The organism is Paracoccus sp. PAMC 22219 (assembly GCF_000787695.1).
In the GTDB taxonomy this organism is placed as follows: domain Bacteria; phylum Pseudomonadota; class Alphaproteobacteria; order Rhodobacterales; family Rhodobacteraceae; genus Paracoccus.
Window position 1 is genome coordinate 1 of record NZ_BBPH01000222.1, and the last position, 3,192, is coordinate 3,192.

Consider the following 3,192-nt stretch of genomic DNA (forward strand, 5'->3'; position numbering starts at 1 on the left):
GCCTGCCCACCAACCGCGCCGTTTGGACGGGGCGGCTGCGGGTTCGGGCTGGGCCTCCTCCGCTTTGGCGGGGGCGGCCTCGACGGGGGCTGCGGCGGTCTCGACCAGCGCCTCGGCCACCACTTCGGCGGCGACGGGCGCGGCGTTCACGCCGGGCAGCGCGTCGGCGCGGGCATCCTGGCTGTCCTGCAGGTCCACGACCTCGGCCAAGGGGTAGGCATCGACGGGCTTTCTGGACCGCGACCGACCGCGCGACCGGGTGCGGGTGCGACCGGCGGGAGCCTCCTCCTCGGCTTGCGGGGCATCGGCTTCGGCCTGATCGTCGGCAGCGGCGACGGGTTCGGCGGCGGCGGGGCTGCCACGTCCTCGTCGGACTGGTCCTCGCCATCGTCGTCCTGATCGTCATCTGCGCGCATATCCTCGCCCTCGGGGCGATCGCCGGATTTCCGGCGACGACGACGACGGCGGCGGCGCGACCGACCCTCTCCATCCGCATCGGGATCGGCCGGACGCTCTGCACGCGGTTCGGCTGCGGCCTCGGGCGCTCGGCGACCTCGGTCACGGGCTCGTCCTGCGGTTCCGCGACGTCCAGATCCTCCTCTTCGTCGATGCTGGCCATCAGGTCGGCATTGACGCCCAGGGGAACATGGCTGGGCTCGGGCAGCACGCGGGTCGCGGTCTTGAACTTCTCGATCGCGAAATCGGGCGATACCAGGGCCGGGTCGGCCTCGACCCGCACGGACAGGCCGTAACGCGCCTCGATGCCTGCGACATGCTCGCGTTTCGCGTTCATCAGGAAGTTGGCGACGGCGACGGGCGCCTTGACCAGAACCTCGCGCGACCGCTTGCGGGTGCCCTCGTCCTCGATGGCGCGCAGGATGGTCAGCGCCAGGCTGTCATCGCTGCGGATCAGGCCGGTGCCGTGGCAATGCGCACAGGGCTGCGTGGTCGATTCCAGCATGCCGGGGCGCAGGCGCTGGCGCGACATCTCCATCAGGCCGAACCCCGAGATGCGGCCGATCTGGATGCGGGCGCGGTCGGATTTCAGCTTGTCCTTGATGCGCTTTTCCACGGCGGCGTTGTTGCGACGCTCGTCCATGTCGATGAAGTCGATGACGATCAGCCCGGCCAGATCGCGCAGACGCAACTGGCGGGCAACCTCGTCGGCGGCCTCCAGGTTGGTCTTGAGCGCGGTCTCCTCGATCGAGCCTTCCTTGGTGGCCCGACCCGAGTTCACGTCGATGGCGACCAGCGCCTCGGTGATGCCGATGACGATATAGCCGCCCGATTTCAGCTGCACGACCGGGTTGAACATGCCCGCCAGATAGCTTTCGACCTGGAACCGCGCGAACAGCGGCATCTGGTCCTGATAGTGCTTCACGCTGTCGGAATGCGTCGGCATGATCATCTGCATGAAGTCGCGCGCCGCCTGATAGCCGCGCTCGCCCTCGACCAGGACCTCGTCGATATCCTTGGAATACAGGTCGCGAATGTTGCGCTTGATCAGGTCGCCTTCCTCATAGATGGCGGCCGGCGCGATCGACTTGAAGGTCAGGTCGCGGATCTGCTCCCACAGGCGCAGCAGGTATTCGTAATCGCGGCGGATCTCCATCCGGGTGCGTTCGCTGCCCGCGGTGCGGATGATCAGGCCGGCGCCCTTGGGCACATCAAGTTCGCCCGCGATGTCCTTGAGTTTCTTGCGATCCGCGGCGTTGGTGATCTTGCGGCTGATGCCGCCGCCACGCGCGGTGTTGGGCATCAGGACGCAATAGCGGCCGGGCAGCGACAGGTAGGTGGTCAGCGCCGCACCCTTGTTGCCACGCTCCTCCTTGACGACCTGGACCAGCATGATCTGGCGGACCTTGACGACTTCCTGGATCTTGTAGCGGCGGGCGCGCGGCTTGCGCGGCGCGCGGACCTCCTCGGTCACGTCCTCGTCGGCGACCGATTCGATCTCGTCATCCTTGTCGGACGCGTCCTGGCCGGCGTCGTCGGTCGTCGTCTCGTCGGACGTCTCGACCGCCTCGGCGCGGGGCTTGCGGCGCGAACGGCCACGCTCCTCCTCGGCCTCCTGGGCCTCGGCATCGGCGCGTTCCTCGGCCTTCAGCGCCTCGCGGTCGGCCGCGGGGATCTGGTAATAGTCCGGGTGGATTTCCGCGAAGGCCAGAAAGCCGTGGCGGTTTCCGCCGTAATCCACGAAGGCCGCCTGCAGCGAGGGTTCGACCCGCGTGATCTTGGCCAGGTAGATGTTCCCGGCGATCTGGCGCCGGTTGGCCGTCTCGAAATCAAATTCCTCGACTTTGGTTCCATCGACCACGACCACCCGAGTTTCCTCGGCATGGGTGGCGTCGATCAGCATTTTCATTGCCATTGTTATGTCTTTCGCGCAGCCGAAGGCCGGGCGGCGCCGAAGGCATCCCCCGGTTCGGTCTGCGGTATGATAAGGACACGGGCGCGTCACCGTCGAAGACGTCCGGGCCGACGGGGCATCTTGCCCGCCCGTCCCGAAGTCTGCCGTCCAAAGCGCGCGTCATCGCGTCTGTTCCCTAGGATGGCCCGATGCCGCAAGGCGGGGCCGCTGTTCATCTGACCCCCTGCGCCGTCCCGCAATGCGGTGGCGCGACGGAGGCTTGGTTTTCCGCGGGACACATGGCTGCCCGATATCGGGATCAGAGGTGCCGCGCTGCGAAACTTTCGGCGCGTGGCAACCCCCGGTTGCGGGCAGCCCTGCGCATGGGGCCAACATAGCGGTGGAACCCACCAAAATTCAATGCAGAAAACGATCCGGGCCCGGCATGGGCGATTTTGCGGCAACCGCGCAACGTCACGCAGCATTAACAGATTTTTCACGCGACCGTCGCAGCCTGTCCCTAGTCCGGTATCGACCGGGAACGGAGGCCGCGATGCCCGTGATGCGGATGGATGCCGACCAGCCTGTGGCCCCTGCCCTGCGGGAGGCCGCGCGCCGCCTGCCCGCCGGTGCGCCGGTCCTGGTGATGCTGCACGGCTATCGCTATTCCCCGGCCCGTCCGGCGCATGACCCGCATCGCCACATCCTGTCGCCCCAGACCGGTCCCGGCGGCATATCCTGGCCGCAGCAACTGGGCTTTTGCGGCGATCCGGCCGAGGGCCTGGGCGCTGGCCTGCGGGTGGGAGGCGCGGGGCCGCTGCGCCAGGCCTATGACCCGCGCC

The 3,192-nt window shown here is 67.9% G+C and carries 2 pseudogenes; one reads left to right on the plus strand and one right to left on the minus strand.

The window, feature by feature from the left end:
* A pseudogene (locus TY51_RS19035) lies at window positions 1–2,371 on the minus strand (ribonuclease E/G); the annotation flags it as partial.
* 532 nt (window positions 2,372–2,903) lie between these two features.
* Between TY51_RS19035 and TY51_RS19040 the strand changes: the two are divergent.
* Window positions 2,904–3,192: pseudogene (locus TY51_RS19040) on the plus strand (hypothetical protein); the annotation flags it as partial.